This is a genomic window from Delftia sp. HK171, assembly GCF_001886655.1.
GTDB lineage: Bacteria > Pseudomonadota > Gammaproteobacteria > Burkholderiales > Burkholderiaceae_C > Comamonas > Comamonas acidovorans.
Window position 1 is genome coordinate 1,065,194 of the sequence record NZ_CP018101.1, and the last position, 18,982, is coordinate 1,084,175.

The 18,982-nt window shown below is 67.2% G+C and carries 19 protein-coding genes; 14 read left to right on the forward strand and 5 right to left on the reverse strand.

Going from position 1 to position 18,982, the window contains the following annotated elements; translation table 11 throughout:
- Nucleotides 1-107 precede the first annotated feature (107 nt).
- Nucleotides 108-1,787, forward strand: coding sequence for a long-chain-fatty-acid--CoA ligase (locus tag BO996_RS04845; RefSeq protein ID WP_043825436.1), 1,680 nt, complete (start codon nucleotides 108-110; stop codon nucleotides 1,785-1,787).
- 60 nt (nucleotides 1,788-1,847) lie between these two features.
- Here BO996_RS04845 and BO996_RS04850 read toward each other — a convergent pair whose 3' ends face one another.
- Nucleotides 1,848-3,299, reverse strand: a complete 1,452-nt coding sequence (locus BO996_RS04850; RefSeq protein ID WP_198041269.1) for a Fic family protein — start codon at nucleotides 3,297-3,299, stop codon at nucleotides 1,848-1,850.
- A gap of 235 nt (nucleotides 3,300-3,534) precedes the next feature.
- Entirely contained in the window at nucleotides 3,535-4,980 is a 1,446-nt protein-coding gene (locus BO996_RS04855; RefSeq protein WP_071954158.1) for an L-lactate permease, read from the reverse strand.
- A gap of 143 nt (nucleotides 4,981-5,123) precedes the next feature.
- On the opposite strand from BO996_RS04855, the gene BO996_RS04860 reads away from it, so the two are divergent.
- From BO996_RS04860 to BO996_RS04900, 9 genes are all read left to right on the forward strand, one after another.
- Entirely contained in the window at nucleotides 5,124-5,615 is a 492-nt protein-coding gene (locus BO996_RS04860; protein WP_016449824.1) for an Lrp/AsnC family transcriptional regulator, read from the forward strand.
- Nucleotides 5,616-5,696: 81 nt separating this feature from the next.
- Nucleotides 5,697-6,287, forward strand: a complete 591-nt coding sequence (locus BO996_RS04865) for a TetR/AcrR family transcriptional regulator (protein WP_013804518.1) — start codon at nucleotides 5,697-5,699, stop codon at nucleotides 6,285-6,287.
- A gap of 136 nt (nucleotides 6,288-6,423) precedes the next feature.
- Nucleotides 6,424-7,308, forward strand: a complete 885-nt coding sequence (locus BO996_RS04870) for an NAD(P)-dependent oxidoreductase (RefSeq protein WP_071954159.1) — start codon at nucleotides 6,424-6,426, stop codon at nucleotides 7,306-7,308.
- A gap of 22 nt (nucleotides 7,309-7,330) precedes the next feature.
- Nucleotides 7,331-8,527 (forward strand): MFS transporter, encoded by a 1,197-nt coding sequence (locus BO996_RS04875; RefSeq protein WP_071957026.1) that lies wholly within the window; start codon nucleotides 7,331-7,333, stop codon nucleotides 8,525-8,527.
- A 182-nt stretch (nucleotides 8,528-8,709) separates the two neighbouring features.
- Nucleotides 8,710-9,240 carry a cupin domain-containing protein gene (locus tag BO996_RS04880; protein ID WP_012202881.1) on the forward strand — a complete coding sequence of 177 codons (531 nt, stop codon included), beginning with the start codon at nucleotides 8,710-8,712 and terminating at the stop codon, nucleotides 9,238-9,240.
- Nucleotides 9,241-9,254: 14 nt separating this feature from the next.
- Nucleotides 9,255-10,109 carry an alpha/beta fold hydrolase gene (locus BO996_RS04885; protein WP_071954160.1) on the forward strand — a complete coding sequence of 285 codons (855 nt, stop codon included), beginning with the start codon at nucleotides 9,255-9,257 and terminating at the stop codon, nucleotides 10,107-10,109.
- 22 nt (nucleotides 10,110-10,131) lie between these two features.
- Entirely contained in the window at nucleotides 10,132-10,938 is an 807-nt protein-coding gene (locus BO996_RS04890) for an IclR family transcriptional regulator (RefSeq protein WP_012202883.1), read from the forward strand.
- 54 nt (nucleotides 10,939-10,992) lie between these two features.
- Nucleotides 10,993-11,790 carry an aspartate dehydrogenase gene (locus BO996_RS04895; RefSeq protein ID WP_071954161.1) on the forward strand — a complete coding sequence of 266 codons (798 nt, stop codon included), beginning with the start codon at nucleotides 10,993-10,995 and terminating at the stop codon, nucleotides 11,788-11,790.
- Between the two features lie 111 nt (nucleotides 11,791-11,901).
- Complete coding sequence (locus tag BO996_RS04900; protein WP_071954162.1) at nucleotides 11,902-12,663, forward strand: 5'-methylthioadenosine/adenosylhomocysteine nucleosidase; 762 nt, start codon at nucleotides 11,902-11,904, stop codon at nucleotides 12,661-12,663.
- Nucleotides 12,664-12,675: 12 nt separating this feature from the next.
- Here the strand turns inward: BO996_RS04900 and BO996_RS04905 are convergent, their stop codons facing one another.
- The 3 genes from BO996_RS04905 to BO996_RS04915 all read right to left on the reverse strand — a co-directional run bounded on the left by BO996_RS04905 (nucleotide 12,676) and on the right by BO996_RS04915 (nucleotide 13,927).
- Nucleotides 12,676-12,984 carry an XRE family transcriptional regulator gene (locus tag BO996_RS04905; RefSeq protein WP_013804512.1) on the reverse strand — a complete coding sequence of 103 codons (309 nt, stop codon included), beginning with the start codon at nucleotides 12,982-12,984 and terminating at the stop codon, nucleotides 12,676-12,678.
- Nucleotides 12,981-13,328: a type II toxin-antitoxin system RelE/ParE family toxin gene (locus BO996_RS04910; protein WP_071954163.1), complete on the reverse strand. Its 348-nt coding sequence runs from the start codon at nucleotides 13,326-13,328 to the stop codon at nucleotides 12,981-12,983. Before BO996_RS04910 ends, BO996_RS04905 begins: the two co-directional genes overlap by 4 nt.
- Nucleotides 13,329-13,645: 317 nt before the next feature.
- Nucleotides 13,646-13,927 carry a hypothetical protein gene (locus BO996_RS04915; protein ID WP_071954164.1) on the reverse strand — a complete coding sequence of 94 codons (282 nt, stop codon included), beginning with the start codon at nucleotides 13,925-13,927 and terminating at the stop codon, nucleotides 13,646-13,648.
- Nucleotides 13,928-14,759: 832 nt separating this feature from the next.
- Between BO996_RS04915 and BO996_RS04920 the strand changes: the two genes are divergently transcribed.
- The 4 genes from BO996_RS04920 to BO996_RS04935 are packed head-to-tail and all read left to right on the forward strand — an operon-like array spanning nucleotide 14,760 to nucleotide 18,967.
- The gene (locus BO996_RS04920; RefSeq protein WP_071954165.1) at nucleotides 14,760-15,530 is read left to right on the forward strand and encodes an SDR family oxidoreductase; all 771 of its coding nucleotides are present in this window, start codon (nucleotides 14,760-14,762) and stop codon (nucleotides 15,528-15,530) included.
- A gap of 12 nt (nucleotides 15,531-15,542) precedes the next feature.
- A complete protein-coding gene (locus tag BO996_RS04925; RefSeq protein ID WP_013804509.1) occupies nucleotides 15,543-16,436 on the forward strand; it encodes an IclR family transcriptional regulator in 894 nt (297 codons plus the stop codon).
- Nucleotides 16,429-17,226, forward strand: a complete 798-nt coding sequence (locus tag BO996_RS04930) for an SDR family oxidoreductase (protein ID WP_016452046.1) — start codon at nucleotides 16,429-16,431, stop codon at nucleotides 17,224-17,226. The genes BO996_RS04925 and BO996_RS04930 overlap by 8 nt, the downstream gene beginning before the upstream one ends.
- A gap of 34 nt (nucleotides 17,227-17,260) precedes the next feature.
- On the forward strand, nucleotides 17,261-18,967 hold the full coding sequence (locus BO996_RS04935) for a thiamine pyrophosphate-binding protein (protein WP_071954166.1): 1,707 nt from the start codon (nucleotides 17,261-17,263) through the stop codon (nucleotides 18,965-18,967).
- The last annotated feature ends 15 nt before the right edge of the window (nucleotides 18,968-18,982 follow it).

Consider the following 18,982-nt stretch of genomic DNA (forward strand, 5'->3'; position numbering starts at 1 on the left):
GCAACGCAATGGTGACCCTAGGGGTAGTACTAGGGTTATCACAGTATCGAACGACCGTGCTTTTTATGAGAATGCACGTTCAATCGAGAAACCAGGAGACGAGCAGCATGAGTGACCGCCCATGGCTGGGTGCCTATCCGGCAGGTGTGCCCGCCGACATCGATCCCTCCCAATACCCCTCGCTGGTGGCCCTGATGGAGGAGGCCTTCAGCCGCTACGCGGACCGCGTGGCCTATTCCTTCATGGGCAAGGAGCTGACCTACTCGCAGGTCGATGCGCAAAGCCGCGCCTTCGCCGCCTATCTGCAGAGCCTGGGCCTGGCCCGCGGCGACCGCGTGGCGCTGATGATGCCCAACATTCCCCAGTACCCCGTGGCCGTGGCCGCCGTGCTGCGTGCGGGCTTCGTCGTGGTCAACGTCAACCCGCTGTACACAGCGCGCGAGCTGGAGCACCAGCTCAAGGACTCGGGAGCCAAGGCCATCGTCATCATCGAGAACTTCGCCCACACGCTGCAGGCCTGCAAGGCCGCCACGCCCGTGCAGCACATGGTGCTGTGCACCATGGGCGACCAGCTGGGCATGCTCAAGGGCGCCATCGTCAATTACGTGGTGCGCAAGGTCAAGAAGCTGGTGCCGCCGTTCTCGCTGCCGGGGGCCGTGCGCTTCAACGACGCGCTGTCCAAGGGCATGCGCTCGCCCTTCCAGGCGCCGCAGCTGCAGGCCTCCGACATGGCCCTGCTGCAGTACACGGGCGGTACCACGGGCGTGAGCAAGGGCGCGGTGCTGCTGCACAGCAACATCATCGCCAACGTGCTGCAGTCCGAGGCCTGGAACCAGCCCGCCATGGGCAAGGTGCCGGCCGGCGAGCAGCCCACCAGCATCTGCGCGCTGCCGCTGTACCACATCTTCGCCTTCACGGTGAACATGATGCTGTCCATGCGCACGGGCGGCAAAACCATCCTGATTCCCAATCCGCGCGACCTCAAGGCCACGCTCAAGGAACTGTCCACGCAGCGCTTTCACAGCTTCCCGGCCGTGAGCACGCTGTTCAACGGCCTGGCCAACCACCCGGACTTCAATACCGTGGACTGGTCGCACCTGAAGGTCTCGGTCGGCGGCGGCATGGCGGTGCAAAGCGCCGTGGCCCAGCTGTGGCTGCAAAAGACCGGCTGCCCCATCTGCGAGGGCTACGGCCTGTCGGAGACCAGTCCCTCGGTCAGCTGCAACCCCGTCAACTCCACCGAGTTCTCGGGCACCATCGGCGTGCCCCTGCCCAGCACCTGGATGAAGCTCGTCGATGACGAAGGAAACGACGTGACCACCATCGGCGAGCGCGGCGAGGTCGCCATCAAGGGCCCGCAGGTCATGGCCGCCTACTGGCAGCGCCCCGACGAAACCGCCAAGGTCTTCACCGCCGACGGATATTTCCGCACCGGCGACATCGGCACCATGGACGAGCGCGGCTACTTCAAGATCGTGGACCGCAAGAAGGACATGGTCCTGGTCAGCGGCTTCAACGTCTATCCCAATGAAGTGGAAGACGTGGTCTCCAACTGCCCCGGCGTGCTCGAATGCGCCGTGGTCGGCGTGCCCGACGAGAAGACCGGCGAGGCCGTCAAGCTGGTCATCGTGCGCAGGGACGACAGCCTCACCGAACAGGCCGTGCGCGACTTCTGCCACGACAACCTCACGGGCTACAAGCGGCCCCGCGTGATCGAGTTCCGCACCGAGCTGCCCAAGACCCCGGTCGGCAAGATCCTGCGCCGGGAGCTGCGCGACAGCAAGTAACGCGGGCGGCTTGCCGTGTTTGCAAAGAGGCGCTGCGGCGCCTCTTTTCATTGGGAGTTCTTACTCGCGTGACGCAGGCATGTTGAGCTTGTATTGCGTCAGCGAACGCTCGAAGGCGTTGCACGACTGCATCGCCGCGATGACCTGGTCCAAGTCTTCATAGTCGAAGCGGCTGGTCCAGCTTTGGATGTGCGTCATGGCCTTCACGAACGGCACAGGGTCGGCCTCTCTGGTCAGGCGGCGCAGGCAGTCCAGATAGGTTTCCCGGTACAGCGTCGGGATGATGATCCGGCATTCATCGACCAGGGTCAGCGCAGCGTTCATGACCAGACGCGCCAGCCGGCCATTGCCGTCGTCGAAGGGGTGGACCTCGGCCACCAGGAACATGGAAAACAGCGCACGCGCCAAGCCTTCCGGAATGCTGGCAAGCAGCTTGCTGCCCTCGATCAGGGTCCCGCGCACGAGCCCGGGCAGCACAAAGGCAGAGTTGCCGGCCTGGTTTGCCTTGAGCTTGAAAGCGCCTGGGGCGACCTCGGGGCGGTACTTCATCTGCAAGGCATGGCGATCCTGCAATTGCTGCAGCACGGGCTCGCCGGCCGGCAAGGTCAGGGTCGACCAGCTGGGGCTCAGGCATTGCTCGTAGACCCCGATGATGTCGTGAGAGTCCTGGGGCCTGTGCTCGATGGGAACGCCCTGCAGCACGAAGCCGCGTGCTTCAGAGACTTCGAACTCGGTGCCTTCGATGAAGTTGGAAAAGTAGCTCTCCAGGAAGGCGAAATGGCGTTTTGCGGCATCGCTGCGTGCGACCGAAGGGATGCGGGGAAATTCCGTGCTGCGCAGATGCGCAGCCAGAGTCTCGAACAGGCCCATGCGGTCGCTGTCGTAAGGCGGGACTGCCCGGCGCGCCTTGGCCTTGTCCGTCAGAAGATGGGCGGGTGACCGTGTGCTCAAAATCGCTCCGATGAGGTTCTCCAGCGTTGCCATCTCTGCCTGGCGACCCAGCGCAGGCGCAATCGCGCGAGCTTGGTCTCGCAGCTGGTTCAGCGCTTTCTCGCCCCGCGCATCGCAGATTTCCAGAAGCTTCTCTTCCACTCCGGCCTTGCCCGCAGCCCTGGAACCCACATTGCGCCACAGGTTCTCCAGCAGCCCTCGTTCTTGCGAAGCGAAGTAGACAGGGCGGCCGCTCATGGGCACATCGCCGGGTTGGCAAGGCGCCCCTTGCCAGACCTGAAGGGTCAGGCCGGGCAGCCTCACCGTCTTGCGCGCTTCTCCCACCAGGTGGACTTCCCCACGGACCGTGCGGCCGCCAGTGAACCAAGTGTTGAAGCTGAGCACGCTTTGAGGTGCAAATGCCGCCACGATCCGCGTGAGGTTGCGGCTCAGCAGCGCAGGCCATTCCGACTCTTTGCCGATGGAGGTGGCCACGCCCGCGCGAATCCGGAATAGCTCGCCGTTTGCCACCCGGCGCTGCACCGTTCGCTGCTGCGCAGCCGTGAGCTCCGCGTTGAGCAAAAGCGTGTCATCGAGGATTGACGTTTTCTTCATGGTTTGGTGGACCAGCGCTTGGATGATTGACGGAAATTATTGCATTTACTTAAATAAATGTCGCAAAACTTCAATAATCCATGCATTGGCGAGGCACAAGGCTTGTCGGAAAACTGGAAGCTTGTGCAAATGAACAGACAGAATTGACGCAAATTCTCAAAATTATTGAATTTATTGACGGAAAAATACTGTTTAACGAGTATCAAACCACCCCCACCCCACCCACAACCAAGGCCGCCAACGCCACCAAAGCCGCATTGGCACACGCCAGCGCAAAGCCGAAGCGCACCAGCTCGCCTTCTTCCTGGGCATTGGTCCGTGCCAGGCCCAGCACCAGCATCACGATGGACAGGGAGCCCAGTGCCGCATGCCCGGCGGCGCTGTTGTGCACGGCGGCCAGCAGCAGGCGCGAGGATTCGGGCAGCAGGGCGATGGCGGGCATGAAGATCGCGTTGCCGCCCACGTTGGAGCCCGTCATGTAGCCGGCCAGCGCGCCGAAGGCCGCCACGATGGGCGCCAGGGCAGCGGGCGCCAGCTCGGCCAGCAGCTGCACCAGGCCGGACAGGAAACCAGCCTTGACCATCATCTGGGACATGGCCAGAAAGAAGAAGATGGTCAGCAGCGGGCGCTTGGCGCGGGTGGCCAGAGCACCAGCCAGGGCAACGCCACGGCCGGCCCCGCGCGCCAGCAGCAGGGCCAGCACCAGGGTCAGCGCCACGCCGGGCGAGGCCAGCGGCTTCCAGGCCACCTGGGCGCCCTGCAAGATCCAGCGCTGGTCCCACTGCGTGGCCAGGGCCAGCAGCTTGAGCAGCACGATGGCAAGGGCCAGCGCCAGATACGGCCAGGCCTGTCGCGGCCAGCCGGGTGCCGCCTGGGCACGGCCGCGCATGCGCAGTGCGCGCACCAGCATGCCCAGCGCCACCGCAAGGCCTGCGCCCACGCCCGCCACCTCGGGACCCAGCCAGCGGCTGATGCCATGCAGCACGCCCACGAACAGCAGGCCAAAGCCGCCCAGCAGCAGCCAGGCCCGCGCACCGCGCTCGCCGGCCAAGTGCAGGGACAGGGCGCCCAGTATCAGGAACACCGGCGCGCTGGTCAGCGAGGACACAGCGGCCAGCGCTGCCGCGTCCACATGGGCCAGCGAGGCACCGATCACCGTGGCCAGGCCCAGCGTGCCCCAGGGCATGATGGCCATGCCCGCCAGCGCCATGCGCAGTGCGGCGCGCCGCTCGAACAGGCTCAGCAGCAGCGGCACGGTGGCGATCAGCGACACGCCAAAGCCCGTCATCGCCTCCAGCAGCGGGGCCAGGCCCAGCACGATGAACACCACCTGATCGGCCGGCCCCAGGCCCAGCGAGCGCACCCACTGGCTCAGCGCCTGGTTCACGCCCATGCGTTCGATGAGGATCACAAAGCCCAGGCCCGGCACGATCACGAAGGCCGTGCTGAGGAACAGCACGCCCGTGTCGCGCGCTGCGGCCAGGGCGGCGCCGGAAGCGGCGGTGCCCGTCGCCATCCAGGCATCGACCAGCCACAGCAGGGCGACCAGCGCCGCCCCGGCCATGGCCGCCTGCACAGGCGGGCGGCGCAAGACCATGAGCATGGACATCACAAGAAACACGGGAGACAGGTGGAGCAGGGTGGCCATGGGATGGGCTTTCTCGGCAGGCGGGTCCGCATGCGTTGGATGCGGAAAACGAAGAAATACTATTTCGCGGAACCTGTTTTTTGGTCTCTGAATTGGGGGTGTTTGCGAGAAAATTTCTCACCCTCCAAAAGTCCTCGCTTCCCATGACCAAGCACACCGCCCACCCTGCTCACCTGGCCGACCTGGACGGCTTCGACCGCGCCATCCTGGCCATCGTCCAGCGCGACAGCACGGTGCCGCTGCGCCTGCTGGCCGAGCAGGTCAACCTGTCCACGGCCGCCGTGCAGCGCCGCCTCAAGCGCATGCAGGCCGAAGGCGTGATCACCGGCCAGGCCGCCACCGTGGACCCCACGCGCGTGGGCCGGCCCATCACGATCATCGTGGAGGTCATGACCGAGCGCACCAGCATCGACGCGCTCAACGCCATGAAGTCGCACTTCGCCGTGCCCGAGGTCCAGCAGTGCTACTACGTCACGGGCGAGGTGGACTTCGTGCTCGTGCTCACCGTGGCCACCATGCAGGAGTACGAGGCCCTGGCGCGGCGCCTGTTTGCCGAGAACCCCAACGTCAAATGGTTCAAGACCATCGTGGCGCTGGACCGCGTGAAGGTCGGGCTGGAAATTCCCTGCGAGTGAAGGCCCTTTGGCGCAATCTTGACAGCCGTGACACGGCCGCCTACATTGAGTGGAATGATCGTTCCAATTCAATGAGCCACCATGCGCACCAAGGACTTCGACCCCGATGACATCGCAGACGCCGCCATGCAGGTGTTCTGGCAGCGCGGCTACGCGGCCACCTCGGTGCAGGACCTGGTGGACGGCACGGGCCTGTCGCGCAGCAGCCTGTACGGCACCTTCGAGAACAAGCAGGGGCTGTTCCAGCATGCGCTGCGCCGCTATGAGGCCGTGACCACCTCCAACGTGGAACTGCTGTCCGGCCCGGGGCGCGCCCGGGACCTGGTGCGGCAGCTGCTGCTGCGCATCGTGCAGGACGAATTGAGCGATGCCGGGCGCCGTGGCTGCCTGGTCGCCAATGCCGCGCTGGAGCTGGCCGGCCATGACGAGGCCGTGGCCGAGAGGGTGGCCGGCAACTTCCAGCGCCTGCAAAAGGCGCTGGAAAAGCTCATCCTGCGCGGCCAGCAGGAAGGCGACATCACCGACAGCAAAAAGCCGCGCGCCCTGGCGCGCTTCGTCCTGAACACCGTACAGGGCCTGCGCGTGCTGGGCAAGGGCAGCAGCGCGCCGCAGCGCCGCCAGTGCCTGATGGATGTGGTCGACGTGGTCGACATGGCGCTGCAGGCGCAGTAGCCGGCCACCCGTCACCCGCCGCGCGCATTTCGTGCCGTTGCGGGTTTTTATTTTCCTTGAATTGGAATGATCGTTCCAGTAATCCGGCTTTCGGTTTTCCGTGTCTGTTTCACTCTCTCATCACCCTGGAGTTCCCATGCATTCAAACCTTCAAACCACCATTGCCGTGCTCGGCACGGGCCTGATCGGTGCGCCCGTCGCGCGCAACCTGCAACGCAAGGGCTTCACCGTCCGCGCCTGGAACCGGACGGCCGCCAAGGCCCAGGCCCTTGCGGCCGACGGCGTTCAGGCCTGTGGCGATGCGGCCGACGCCGTGCGTGGCGCCCGCATCGTCGTCACTGTGCTCAAGGACGGGCCGGCCGTGCTGCAGGCCATGCAGGCTGCAGCGCCCGCATTGCAGCCGGGCACACTGTGGCTGCAACTGAGCACGGTGGGTGTGGACGCCATCGCGCCGCTGGCGCAGTTCGCCGATCGGCATGGCCTGGTTTTCTACGACTGCCCCGTGCAGGGCACGCGCCAGCCGGCCGAGCAGGGCCAGCTGGTCATCCTGGCCGCAGGCCCGCTGGCGCAGCGCGGCCAGGTGCAGCCGGTGTTCGATGCCATTGGCAAACGCAGCCTGTGGATTGCGCAGCAGGCAGGCGCCGCCAGCCGGCTCAAGCTGGCGCTCAACCACTGGGCCTTCGCACTCACGCATGGCCTGGCCGAAAGCCTGGCGTTGGCCAAGGGGCTGGACATAGAGCCGGCCCTGGTGGTCGATGCCGTCACGGACGGGCCCATGGACAGCGGCTTCTTCCAGGCCAAGGCCGCTGCCATGCTGTCAGGCCGCTACGACGCCAGCTTCACCGTGGCCAATGCCGTCAAGGACGCTCAACTGGTGGCCGATGCCGCAGCCGGCGCAGGCCTGCTGCTGGATGGCGCCCAGGCCGGGCTGCGCCGCTTCGAGCGCGCGCTGGCCGCCGGGCATGGCGACAAGGACATGGCGGCATCCCACCTGGCATCCCATCCAGCCTCCCATGCCTGAGATGCGCAGCGAGGACAAGGCAATGAACCAGCCCATGGACACCTCCGGCGACACGGGCCTGCCGCTGGGCAGGCTGCTGGCCCTGGCGATGGCAGGCTTTCTGGCCATCATGACCGAGACCCTGCCGGCCGGCCTGCTGCCGCAGATCGGCACGGGACTGGCAGTGTCCGAAGCCATGGCCGGCCAGATGGTCACGCTGTACGCGCTGGGTTCGGTACTGGCCGCCATTCCCGTCGTGGCCGCCACGCGCGGCCTCAGGCGCCGGCCGCTGTTCATGGCGGCGGTGGGCGGGCTGCTGCTTTTCAACAGCCTCACCGCGCTGTCCGGCCACTACGGCCTGACCCTGGTCGCCCGCTTTGCCGCAGGCATGGCTGCGGGCGTGATCTGGGGGCTGGTGGCCGGCTATGCGCGGCGCATGGTGCCGCCGCATCTGCAGGGGCGTGCACTGGCCGTGGCGGGCGTGGGCCAGCCGCTGGCCCTGGCGGCCGGCGTGCCGCTGGGCGCCTGGCTGGGCAGCCTGTTCGACTGGCGCGGCGTGTTCTGGGCGCTGTCGGCGCTGTGCCTGCTGCTGCTGGCCTGGGTGCGGCTGGGTGTGCCGGATTACGCCGGGCAGACGGCGCACCAACGCCAGCCCGTGGCGCGCATCCTGCTCGTGCCCGGCGTGCGTCCCGTGCTGCTGGCGCTGTTCGGCTGGATGCTGGCCCACAACATGCTCTACACCTTCATCGCGCCTTTCCTGGTCTCTGCAGGGCTGGGGCAAAGGGTGGATGTGGTGCTGCTGCTGTTCGGCCTTGCGGCCATTGCCGGCATCTGGCTCACGGGCCTGCTGGTGGACCGCTGGTTGCGCGCGCTCACCGTGTTGAGCCTGGCCTTGTTCGCCGTGTCTGCGCTGGTGCTGGGGCTGGCCGGGCAGTCGGCCGTGGCCGTTCTGATCGGGGTTGCGGCCTGGGGGCTGAGCTTTGGCGGCGCACCCACGCTGCTTCAGACCGCGCTGGCCGATGCGGCAGGCGAGGGCGCCGACGTCGCCCAGTCCATGCTGGTGACGGTCTTCAACCTGGCCGTGGCGAGCGGCGGCGTGGCGGGTGGACTGCTGCTGGGCTGGCTGGGTGCCCGCGCCTTGCCCTGGGCGCTGGCGGTGTTGGCACTGGCCTGCCTGTCCGTGGTCTGGCCGGCCAGCCAGGCGGGCTTTCGGCCTGGGCGGCGCAGCATGGCTGCCTGAGGCACCCGCATCGCTGTTCCCTCAACAGACTGGGCAGCAAAGGGGCCACATGCCGCTGCGCATGTGGCCCTTGTTGCGTGCGATCAATCTTCCTATAATTGTTTTACCCCATGAACTGTGATTCATGGATAAAACAAATGGCACCTTCCCCGCCATGTCCACCGACGTTGATGGAGAGACACATGTCCGAATCCGCTCAGAACACGCCCCGCACCTGGGACCAGCCCGAAGGCTCCAGCTTCGAACAATGGATGGAGTCGCGCGTGGCGCGGTTTTCCACGCGCAAGTACGACTTCGACGCGCTGAAGTTCCAGGCCGACTTCGACCCCAAGTACCGCCGTGGCCAGATGCGCTACATCGGCACGGGCGGCACGGGCGTGGCTGCGGACAGCAACACCATCCCGTCCGAGAACTTCACCTTCTCCACCATGGTCATCCCAGCTGGCAATGAAGGCCCCTCGCACCTGCACACCGATGTGGAGGAAGTCTTCTTCCTGATCCGCGGCAAGCTCAAGCTCGTGCTGGAGAAGGACGGCCAGCGCTTCGAGACCATCCTCACCGACCGCGACGTGGTCTCCGTGCCGCCCGGCGTGTACCGCGAGGAGATCAACATCGGCGACGAAGACGCGCTGATGTGCGTGATGCTGGGCGCCAAGAAGCCCATCACGCCCACATACCCGCCCGAGCACCCTCTGGCAAAAATCAAACGTTGAGTAGCGGGCCTGCCATGACCGCGCAGACGCTGCAGCGCATGGAACAGCGCCTTCAGGCGCAGTTCCCCGAACACCTCATCGCCCTGCCCGGTGGCGCTCAGGCCGCCTGGCGCGAGGCCGGCGACACGGCCTCGGACTTTGCCGTGGTGATGCTGCACGGCATCAGCTCGGGCGCCGCCTCCTGGATGGACGTGGCCCTGGCGCTGGCGCCGCGCACGCGCGTGCTGGCCTGGGACGCGCCCGGCTATGGCCGCTCCACGCCGCTGGCACCCGCCGTGCCCACGGGCGCCGACTACGCCCGCGTGCTGGAGCAGTCGCTGCAGGCGCTGGGCGTGCGCCGCTGCCTGCTGGTGGGCCACTCGCTGGGTGCGCTCATGGGCACGCCCTGGGCGGTGCAGGCCGGTGCCGGGCGCGTGCAGCAACTGGTGCTGATCAGCCCCGCTGGCGGCTATGGCGCACCCGGCATGGGCGAGCAGCAGGCCAAGGTACGCCAGGGCCGTCTTGCGGCCCTGCAGGAAAAAGGCATCGAAGGCCTGGCCGCCGCCATCGACCAGCGCCTGGTCTCGCCCGCCGCGCCCGAGCCCGTGCGCCAATGGGTGCGCTGGAACACGGCGCGCCTGCATGCTGCCGGCTACGCCCAGGCCGTGGAGCTGCTGTGCGGCAGTGACCTGGGGCAGGCGGCGGGGCAACTGGCCATGCCGGTCGAGGTCTGGGTGGGCGAGCACGACGTGGTCACGCCGCCCGCTGCCTGCGCGGCCTGGGCCGCAAGGCTGGGCGCGCGGTACGTTACGCTTGCGGCAGCCGGCCATGCCTCTGTCGTCGAACAACCTGCGGATGTCGCACAGAGGCTGGCCACCCTGCTGACCTGATGGCCTACCGGCCCGAATTGCGATGAGCGACACCTCCGAAACCCTCTCGAACGACAACGACCGCTACACCGTCCCCGCGCTGGAGCGCGGCCTGCGCCTGCTGGCCTGCTTCACGCCTTCGCAGCCCGTGTGGAGCGCGCCCGACCTGGCGCGCACCCTGGCGCTGCCGCGTTCCACGGTGTTCCGGATGCTGACGACGCTGGAGAACATGGGGTATCTGCAACGCTCGGGCACCGAGTACCGGCTGGGCCTGTCCGTGCTGCGCCTGGGCTACGACTACCTGTCCACCCAGCCGCTGGCCCAGCTGGCCGAGCCCGTGCTGCAGGCGCTGTGCGAGCGCCTGGGCTTCACCACCAACCTGGCGCTGCTGGACGGCACCTCCGTGGTCTACGTGGCGCGCATTGCGCCGGCCGGCGCCTTCCAGGGCGCCGTGCGCGTGGGCTCGCGCCTGCCGGCCCATGCCACCGTGCTGGGCCGCGCCCTGCTGCAGGACATGGACGCAGACCAGCTGCGCGAACTCTTCGGCGGCAGCGAGTTGCCGCAATTCTCGGAAAGCACCCCGCGCGACGTGCAGCAACTGCAGCAGCTGCTGCTGCAGGACCGCGAGCGCGGCTACGCCATGGGCGAGGGCTTCTACGAGCCCGGCGTCTCCAGCATTGCCGCACCCGTGCGCGATGCGCAGGGCCGCATCATCGCGGGCCTGGGCATGGCCGTGGCCTTTACCGAAATCGCACCCGGGCGCATGGCGCACTGGGTGGAACAGGTGCGCGAGGCCGCCGTCGAACTGACGGGCCACCTGCGCACCCAGCATCCTGGTTTTCTGCGCTGAGGAGACGGTGCCCCCACCGGCCTTCAGCGCGTTCTTGCTCAGAAAGAAATGACGATGAATATTGCTGTGATTGGCTGCGGTGCGATTGGCGCCAGCGTGCTCGAACTGCTCAAGGGCCATGCCGCGGTGCAGGTGGGCTGGGTGCTTGTGCCCGAAGTGACGGACGCCGTGCGCGCCACCCTGGCCCGGCATGCGCCCCAGGCGCGCGCACTGCCTGCGCTGGCGGCCGAAGACCGGCCCGACCTCATCGTGGAGTGCGCGGGCCATGCCGCCATCGAAGAGCATGTGCTGCCCGCCCTGCGGCGCGGCATTCCTGCCGTCGTGGCCTCCATCGGCGCACTCAGCGCCCCGGGCATGGCCGAGGCCGTGCAGGCGGCGGCCGAGGCCGGAGACACCCAGGTGCAATTGCTGTCGGGCGCCATCGGCGGCGTGGATGCGCTGGCCGCAGCCCGCATCGGCGGCCTGGACGAAGTGGTCTACACCGGCCGCAAGCCGCCCCTGGCCTGGACCGGCACGCCCGCAGAACAGCGCTGCGACCTCGCCAGCCTCAAGGAAGCCTTCTGCATCTTCGAAGGCAGCGCGCGCGAGGCCGCCCAGCTCTACCCCAAGAACGCCAACGTGGCCGCCACCCTGTCGCTGGCCGGCATGGGCCTGGACCGCACCACGGTGCGCCTGTACGCCGACCCGGCAGTGGACGAAAACGTGCACCATGTGGCCGCGCGCGGCGCCTTCGGTTCCATGGAATTGACCATGCGCGGCAAGCCGCTGGAGGCCAACCCCAAGACCTCGGCCCTCACCGTCTACAGCGTGGTGCGCGCCGTGCTCAACCAGGCCACGGCCATCGCCATCTGAGCCGCACCGGGCACAGGCTCGCGGCACAATGGGCGCTTTCGCCCCGCAGGCGGCCTCCGGGCCGCCTTTGCTTTTTGCCTGTGCCGTTGAAACGTTGAAAGAGAAGCCACCATGACCATCGCCATCCTCAGTGCCCTGCCGCAGGAACAGGAAGGCCTGGTCCATGCCATGTCCGACGCCCAGGGCACGGCCCACGCCGGCCGCATGTTCTGGCGCGGGCGCCTGCATGGGCACGACGTGGTCTGCGCGCTGTCGGGCATAGGCAAGGTGGCGGCGGCCACCACGGCCACGGCACTGATCGAGCGCTTCGGCGTGCGCCGCATCGCCTTCACCGGCGTGGCCGGTGGCCTGGGCGAAGGCGTGCGCGTGGGCGATGTCGTCGTGGCCGACGAATACCTGCAGCACGACCTGGACGCCTCGCCCATCTTCCCGCGCTGGGAAATGCCTGGCTACGGCCGCACGCGCCTGCCCTGCGACCCCGAAATGACCGCCGCGCTGCTGGCGGCCGCCCAGGCCTGCGTGGCCGAGGCGGGCGAAGACCTGCGCGCCGCCCACGCCACCACGGCGCCGCGCGCGCACCAGGGGCTGATTGCCAGCGGTGACCAGTTCGTGGGTACGGCGGGCGCCTCTTGCGCCCTGGCGCAGGGCCTGCGTGCTGCAGGGCATGAGGTGCTGGCGGTGGAGATGGAAGGGGCTGCGGTGGCGCAGGCCTGCCTGGACTATGGCGTGCCGTTTGCTGCGATGCGGACTGTTTCCGATCGGGCGGATGACAGTGCGCATTTGGACTTTGCGGAGTTTGTGAGGGTGGTGGCTAGTCGGTATGCGTTGCGGGTGGTGGATGGATTTTTGCGGCGGCTGTCGGCGCAGCGCTGAGCGGTAGTGCTTTTATGCCGCTGATGCCTGGAGAACCGTCGCATCGTCCAGTTCAAAGTGCAAAGCCGTGCCAAGCGCCACGCTGGCGCGGGCCAACGTGGCCAGGGTGACGCCGGTGTCGTTTTCGTCCAGCAGGCGGTTCACCACCATGCGGCTGGTGCGCATGCGTGTCGCCATCTCGGTCTTGCTGACTTTCTGGGCTTTCATCGCCTGTGCGAATTGCCAGGAAATCACCCGCTTCACTGCGATAGCTGTGGCCTCCTCAAGCAGGCCTTCTTCTTCGAGGAAGTCATCGAAATTGCTGCCTAGATGTTTGTTCATGGGGTATTCCTCAGCTTCTTGAGCCGGTTTCTGGCAGTTGTCAGATCCGGCCCGGGGGTGTTGGCCGACTTTTTGATGAAGCCATGCAGCAGAACCATTTTTCCATTCTGGGCCGTGAATAGGACACGTGCGATGCCATCGGCAATGCTGCACCGCACCTCCCACAGTCCTGGCTCCATCTTGCGTACTACCGGCATGCCCAGAGGCCAGTTGTACTGGACTGTCTTGATATCGGCGCCGATGGCTTTGCGGTCTTCCACCGTAAGTTCACGAAGCCAGTCACGCACGGGCTCCTTGCCGGCATCGGATCGGTAGAAGACAACGGAAAGAATGGGCTCTTCCATCGGAAAAGTGTATCTAAAAAAGTACTATTTTGCTGCGTGTCGTTACTGATGACCGTGTAGCCCGTGTGTCATCGGAGGCCAAAGCCTTGACGCTGGACGCGAGGCGAATTCCTGCCACTGCGATTGCTTGGTTTTGATGCCTGGTTCCTGGCCCGGCAGCCGATGGCCCGTCTTGATTCGCCAAGAAAGGTCAGGTCAAAGACGGCAACCGAATGCCCGCGACCCCTTCGCTGCGCTGCAGGTCAACCCCGCAGGCGGCCCGACGCAGGCGCTGACATACGGGGAGTTTGCTCGGGCCTTCGCTGCGCTCGGCCTGGCTATGTGCTGGCGCGGTACGTGGCGTCGCAGCCTGCGGCTCTGGCTTCGCCTTGCACGTAGTCGGTCAGGGACTCGGCGGCGTCGCGGATGGTGCGCAGGGCGTGGGCCAGGGCTTGCGGGCGTTGGTAGTCCTCCGGCGCATGCAGGCTGGCCAGGGCCAGTTGGGCCAGAGCCCCTATCTCATTGCAGGCCTCGCGGACCCAGCTGTTGGTTTCGGTGAGGGTGCGGGCCAGTTGCTCGATGCTGGCGTGGGCGGGCAGAGGATGCTGTTGATCGCTCATGTTTCCGTGCTCCTTTGAGAGAGACGTGAAACCACCAAATCCGCGTTTTGACGCACGAAGAAGGTGGACGGGATGTTCAAAACACGCTCAAAGCCGTGCGGACGCCCTTACGGGTAGCCCCATCCCGCCCGTAACCGCAGGGACGTGGGCATGCGCCCACTGTCCAGTGATTCAGACGTGACAAGGCCTCGTTAACGGAGAGGCCGCACCGCTTTGAGAAAAGGTGTTTTGAAGCACCAGCCCCGGAACAGGGGGCCACCGAAATCATAGAGGCATTCCACAACCCCGCCTCAAACCCCAGGCCGAGCGAAGCGACGGCCCGTATCCACTCCCCGTATGAACGCGCCTGCGGCGTGGTGGTTGCGGGGTTGCAGTCCTGCCGAAGGACAGGACTGCTTCGTCAACTGACTCGCTGCGGTTGTCTGAGCGGAGTTCACGCAGTGAACGCAGCGAGTTCCGCAGCGAACCCCGCAACCGCCACGACGCAGGTTGCCCCGGAGCGAAGCGCAGGGGTCGCGGGCATTTGGGCGCGTTTCTTTGCCGACTTTCTTGCCGCGCGGCAAGAAAGTCGGTCGGCCGCCGGGCCGAAACCCGGCCTCTGCCCGCAGGCCGGGCATGCGTCCAAAGCAGACCAAGGAAGCATCAAGGAAGCATCAAAAAAGACCCCGAAAAACACACACCCAGACACACCTCTGTCATCCATTTCCCACACGTCTCCGTGTTTTCCCCAATCCCACCCCGAACCATCAGTCCTAAACTCACGCTTGTTTCAAGAAAAAAGTGTCATTTCAAATTTGAAACAGACACAAACCCCCTTCGATTGAGGTACGCCATGAACACCACGCCCTCCACAGGCCAGCTTGCCGGCCGCCGCATCCTCGTCACAGGCTCGGCGCGCGGCCTGGGCTTTGCGTTCGCCAAGGCCTTTTGCGAGCAGGGCGCGAGTGTCGCCATGGCCGATCTGCGCGAGGAGCTGCTGGCCGAGTCCGTGGCCCGGCTGCGTGCGCAGGGCTTCGAGGCCCATGGCTTCGGGCTGGATGCCGGCAATCCGGAGTCGATAGAGCGCTGCGCGCAGCAGGCCGTGCAGGCGCTGGGCGGGCTGGACGGCCTGGTCAACAACGCGGCCGTGACCGATTCGGGCGGCAAGGGCATGGACGACATCGATCTGGACAAGTGGGACCAGGTGATGAACGTGAACGTGCGCGGCGTGTGGCTGATGACGCGCGCCTGCCGCGCCGCGCTGCGCGACAGCGGCCGGGGCGCCATCGTCAACCTGGCGTCCGACACCGCGATGTGGGGCGCCCCGAACCTGATGGCCTATGTGGCCAGCAAGGGCGCTGTGATGGCCATGACGCGTTCCATGGCACGCGAGCTGGGGGCCGACGGCATCACCATCAACGCCGTGGCGCCGGGCCTGGTGCTGGTGGAGGCCACGGAATACGTGCCCGAGCACCGCCACCGCCTGTACATCGACCAGCGTGCGCTGCAGCGCGAGCAGCGGCCCGAGGATGTGTCGGGCGCCGTGGCCTATGCGCTGTCCGATGGCGCGCGCTTCGTGACGGGGCAGGTGCTGCCCGTCAACGGCGGCTTCGTCATGAATTGAAGGGGTTTCGCCATGAACGACACCACCCCTTCCGGGAATGCCGAGAGCGCCGAGAGCGCGGACAACGGCGCCGACAAGTACATGGTGCCCGCGCTGGAGCGCGGCCTGCGCCTGCTGCAGGAGTTCGGGCGCGGCAATGCCACGCTGGGCGCGCCCGAGCTGGCCCGCCGCCTGCAGCTGCCGCGCGCCACGATTTTCCGCATGCTCAACACGCTGGAGGCCATGGGCTTTCTGCAGCGTGCCGAGGGCAGCAATGACTACCGGCTGGGCCTGTCCGTGCTGCGCCTGGGCTTCGAGTTCCTGTCGTCCATGGACCTGACCGAGCTGGGCCAGCCCGTGATCGCGCGGCTGTGCGGCGAGATCCGCTATCCCTGCAACATCGTGGTGCGCGACGGCCGCTCCATCGTCTACGTGGCCAAGGTCACGCCGCCCACGCCGCTGACCAGTTCGGTACGCGTGGGCACGCGCCTGCCCGCCCATGCCACGGCCCTGGGCCGCGTGCTGCTGGCCGATCTGTCCCTGCCCGAGCTGCGCGCGCTCTATCCCGAAGAGCACCTGGAAGCGCACACGCCCAAGACGCCGCGCACGGTGCTGGACCTGTTCAACCTGGTCGAGGCCGACCGCGAGCGCGGCCATGTGTTCAGCGAAGGCTTCTACGAAAGCTCCATCTGCACCATCGCCGCCCCCGTGCGCGACCACAGCGGCCGCGTGGTGGCGGCGCTGGGCACGACGGTCCCCGCGCCCCATGTGGAGGAGGGCCGTGCCGAGACCCTGATCGCCGGCGTCTGCGACGCGGCGGCCGAGCTGTCCGAGCTGCTGAACTACCGCCCGCAAACGCAAACGCAAACGCAGACGGCACAGCTGCTTTCCCTCAATTCCCGGCGCGCAGGAGGCGGCCATGTTTGATTCCCAACTTAAGGACACCACGGCCGTCGTCACCGGCGGCTCTTCGGGCATTGGCCTGGCCACGGTCGATCTGCTGCTGTCGCAGGGCGCGCGTGTCGCCCTGTGCGGCCGCAGCGCCGAACGCCTGGAGCAGGCCGTGCAGCAGCTGCGCGGGCGCCATCCCGAGGCCCGCCTGTTCGCCCAGGCCTGCGACGTGCTCGACGCCGCCCAGGTGCAGCAATTCGCGCGCGACAGCGAGGCTGCGCTGGGTCCGGCCTCCATCCTCGTGAACAACGCGGGCCAGGGCCGGGTCTCGACGTTTGCCAGCACCGACGATGCGGCCTGGACCGAGGAGCTGCACCTGAAGTTCTTCTCGGTGCTGCATCCCACGCGCGCCTTTTTGCCGCAGCTCGAGCGCACGGCGCAGCCGGCCATCGTCTGCGTCAATTCGCTGCTGGCCTCGCAGCCCGAGCCGCACATGGTGGCCACCTCGGCCGCGCGCGCCGGCCTCAAGAACCTGGTGCGCTCCATGGCCACCGAGTTCGCGCCCAAGGGCGTGCGCGTCAACGGCATCCTGGTCGGCCTGATCGAGTCCGGCCAGTGGCGCCGCCGCTTCGAGGCGCGCGAGGACCGCAGCCAGGACTGGAACGCCTGGAGCGCCGACCTCGCCCGCAAGAAGTCCATTCCGCTGGGCCGCCTGGGCTCGCCCGACGAGGCCGCGCGCGCCATCTTCTATCTCGCCACGCCCCTGTCCTCCTACACGACCGGCAGCCACATCGACGTCTCCGGTGGTCTTGCACGGCAAGCGTAGTGCTCCAGCCCCTTCACCCGATTCAAAGCAGAACATGACTTCTTCCGCATCCAAAATCACCGTCGGCGCCGTTGTGGCCCAGTTCCTCGAACACTGCGGCGTGCAGGCCGCGTTCGGGGTGATCTCCATCCACAACATGCCCATCCTGGACGCGATGAATGCGCGCGGCCATGTCCGCTTCGTGATGGCGCGCGGCGAGGCCGGCGCCGGCAACATGGCCGATGCCTGCGCGCGTTCCACCTCCAGCCTGGGCGTGTGCATCACCAGCACCGGCCCGGCCGCCGGCAACATTGCGGGCAGCCTGGTGGAGGCCTATACGGCCGGCACGCCGCTGCTGCACATCACGGGCCAGATCGAGACGCAGTACCTGGACCAGAAGCTGTCGTACATCCACGAGGCGCCCGACCAGCTGACCATGCTGGGCGCCGTGTCCAAGGCGGCGTTCCGCGTGCGCAGCGCCGAGACCTGCCTGTCCACCCTGAAGGCCGCCGTGCAGGCCGCCATGACCGCGCCCACGGGCCCGGTGAGCGTGGAGATTCCCATCGACATCCAGCAGACCGTGATCGACATGCCGGCCGACCTGTCGCCGCTGCCGGTGGCCGTGCTGGCACCCAGCGAGGCATCGCTGGATGCGCTGGCCGACACGCTGGCCAAGGCACGCCGCCCGCTGCTGTGGCTGGGTGGCGGCGCACGCCACGCAGTCGCTGCCGTGCAGCGTCTGAAGGCGCTGGGCTTCGGCATCGTCAGCACGGGCCAGGGCCGCGGCATCGTGGCCGAGGACGATCCGGCCTCGCTGGGCGCCTACAACATCCAAAAGCCCGTGGAGGCCTTCTACCAGCGCTGCGACGCCATGCTGGCCGTGGGCACGCGCCTGCGCAGCAATGAGACGCTGAAGTACGAACTGAAGCTGCCGCGCCCGCTGCTGCGCATCGATGTGGACGCCGCCCAGCAGGGCCGCTGCTATGCCGATGACGGCTTTGTCTGCGGCGACTCGGCCCTGGCGCTGACGGGCCTGGCCGACCGGCTGGAGGCACGCGGCTACAAGGCCGACCCCGAGCTGCTGGCCGATCTGCGCCAGGTGCACGACGAGGCCGTGGCCACCATGCGCGACGGCCTGGGCCCGTACAGCGTGCTGGTGCAGGAGCTGCAAAAGGCCGTGGGCCGCAACTTCAACTGGGTGCGTGACGTGACCGTCTCCAACAGCACCTGGGGCAACCGCGAGCTGCGCTTTTTCGAGCCCAACGCGGGCGTGCACGCCACGGGCGGCGGCATCGGCATGGGCATGCCCATGGCCATCGGCGCGGCCGTGGGCGCGGCGGTCAGCGGCTCGGGCCGCAAGACGCTGGGCCTGGCGGGCGATGGCGGCTTCATCCTGAACCTGGGCGAGCTGGCCACGCTGGTGCAGGAAGAGTGCGACACCCTGATCGTGCTGATGAACGACCAGCGCTACGGCGTGATCCAGAACATCCAGGACGCCTCCTACGGCGGCCGCCGCTGCTATGTGGAACTGCACACGCCCGACTACGCGCAGCTGTGCGCTTCCATCCAGCTGCCCCATGCCCGCGTGCAGAACCTTGACGAGCTGCCCGCCGTGCTGGCCTCGGCCTGGCCGAAGAAGGGCCCCTTCCTGCTGGAGATCGACATGCGCGCCATCGGCAATTTCAAGGCCACGTTCTCGGGCCCGCCCGTGAACAAGCTGGACCAGATCCCGGCCACCAGCACGGCCACCAAGGCCGCCTGAGGCGGCTGGATTCGA

What these genes read in the sequence shown, in the direction of transcription:
- BO996_RS04845 (WP_043825436.1), top strand. Translation starts at nt 108, where the DNA reads ATGAGTGACCGCCCATGGCTGGGTGCCTATCCGGCAGGTGTGCCCGCC.
- BO996_RS04855 (WP_071954158.1), bottom strand. Translation starts at nt 4,980, where the DNA reads ATGGCCACCCTGCTCCACCTGTCTCCCGTGTTTCTTGTGATGTCCATG.
- BO996_RS04860 (WP_016449824.1), top strand. Translation starts at nt 5,124, where the DNA reads ATGACCAAGCACACCGCCCACCCTGCTCACCTGGCCGACCTGGACGGC.
- BO996_RS04865 (WP_013804518.1), top strand. Translation starts at nt 5,697, where the DNA reads ATGCGCACCAAGGACTTCGACCCCGATGACATCGCAGACGCCGCCATG.
- BO996_RS04870 (WP_071954159.1), top strand. Translation starts at nt 6,424, where the DNA reads ATGCATTCAAACCTTCAAACCACCATTGCCGTGCTCGGCACGGGCCTG.
- BO996_RS04875 (WP_071957026.1), top strand. Translation starts at nt 7,331, where the DNA reads ATGAACCAGCCCATGGACACCTCCGGCGACACGGGCCTGCCGCTGGGC.
- BO996_RS04880 (WP_012202881.1), top strand. Translation starts at nt 8,710, where the DNA reads ATGTCCGAATCCGCTCAGAACACGCCCCGCACCTGGGACCAGCCCGAA.
- BO996_RS04885 (WP_071954160.1), top strand. Translation starts at nt 9,255, where the DNA reads ATGACCGCGCAGACGCTGCAGCGCATGGAACAGCGCCTTCAGGCGCAG.
- BO996_RS04890 (WP_012202883.1), top strand. Translation starts at nt 10,132, where the DNA reads ATGAGCGACACCTCCGAAACCCTCTCGAACGACAACGACCGCTACACC.
- BO996_RS04895 (WP_071954161.1), top strand. Translation starts at nt 10,993, where the DNA reads ATGAATATTGCTGTGATTGGCTGCGGTGCGATTGGCGCCAGCGTGCTC.
- BO996_RS04900 (WP_071954162.1), top strand. Translation starts at nt 11,902, where the DNA reads ATGACCATCGCCATCCTCAGTGCCCTGCCGCAGGAACAGGAAGGCCTG.
- BO996_RS04905 (WP_013804512.1), bottom strand. Translation starts at nt 12,984, where the DNA reads ATGAACAAACATCTAGGCAGCAATTTCGATGACTTCCTCGAAGAAGAA.
- BO996_RS04910 (WP_071954163.1), bottom strand. Translation starts at nt 13,328, where the DNA reads ATGGAAGAGCCCATTCTTTCCGTTGTCTTCTACCGATCCGATGCCGGC.
- BO996_RS04915 (WP_071954164.1), bottom strand. Translation starts at nt 13,927, where the DNA reads ATGAGCGATCAACAGCATCCTCTGCCCGCCCACGCCAGCATCGAGCAA.
- BO996_RS04920 (WP_071954165.1), top strand. Translation starts at nt 14,760, where the DNA reads ATGAACACCACGCCCTCCACAGGCCAGCTTGCCGGCCGCCGCATCCTC.
- BO996_RS04925 (WP_013804509.1), top strand. Translation starts at nt 15,543, where the DNA reads ATGAACGACACCACCCCTTCCGGGAATGCCGAGAGCGCCGAGAGCGCG.
- BO996_RS04930 (WP_016452046.1), top strand. Translation starts at nt 16,429, where the DNA reads ATGTTTGATTCCCAACTTAAGGACACCACGGCCGTCGTCACCGGCGGC.
- BO996_RS04935 (WP_071954166.1), top strand. Translation starts at nt 17,261, where the DNA reads ATGACTTCTTCCGCATCCAAAATCACCGTCGGCGCCGTTGTGGCCCAG.